The organism is Rhizobium freirei PRF 81 (assembly GCF_000359745.1).
Lineage (GTDB): Bacteria > Pseudomonadota > Alphaproteobacteria > Rhizobiales > Rhizobiaceae > Rhizobium > Rhizobium freirei.
Genome location: NZ_AQHN01000025.1, coordinates 1 through 287 on the forward strand (window position 1 = coordinate 1; position 287 = coordinate 287).

Sequence of the window (287 nt, forward strand, 5' to 3'; positions counted from 1 at the left end):
CCTGCTCGACAATGGCGTCGCCTATGCCGAGGCGAACGGGCTTGGTCTTGGGCAGGCGTTGAGCCCCGAGCAGGCCGCGTCGCTGACGCAGTCGATGGTCATCTATCAGACCGAGATCGTCGATGGCGCGCCGGTGCTGGTGCCGGTCGTCTATCTCTCGGCGGCGGATCGGGCCAAGGTTACGTCCGCGGCCACCATCGCCGGCAACACCGTCAGCATCGATGCCGCGAGTGTCGACAATTCCGGAGCGATTGCTGCGGCCGACGGCATGACCATCAACGCGGGCA

At 66.2% G+C, this 287-nt stretch carries 1 protein-coding gene; it reads left to right on the forward strand.

The features are described 5' to 3' along the window. Window positions 1-287, forward strand: a 287-nt coding sequence (locus tag RHSP_RS07350; protein ID WP_037150313.1) for a hypothetical protein, incomplete at both ends; no start/stop codon positions are given.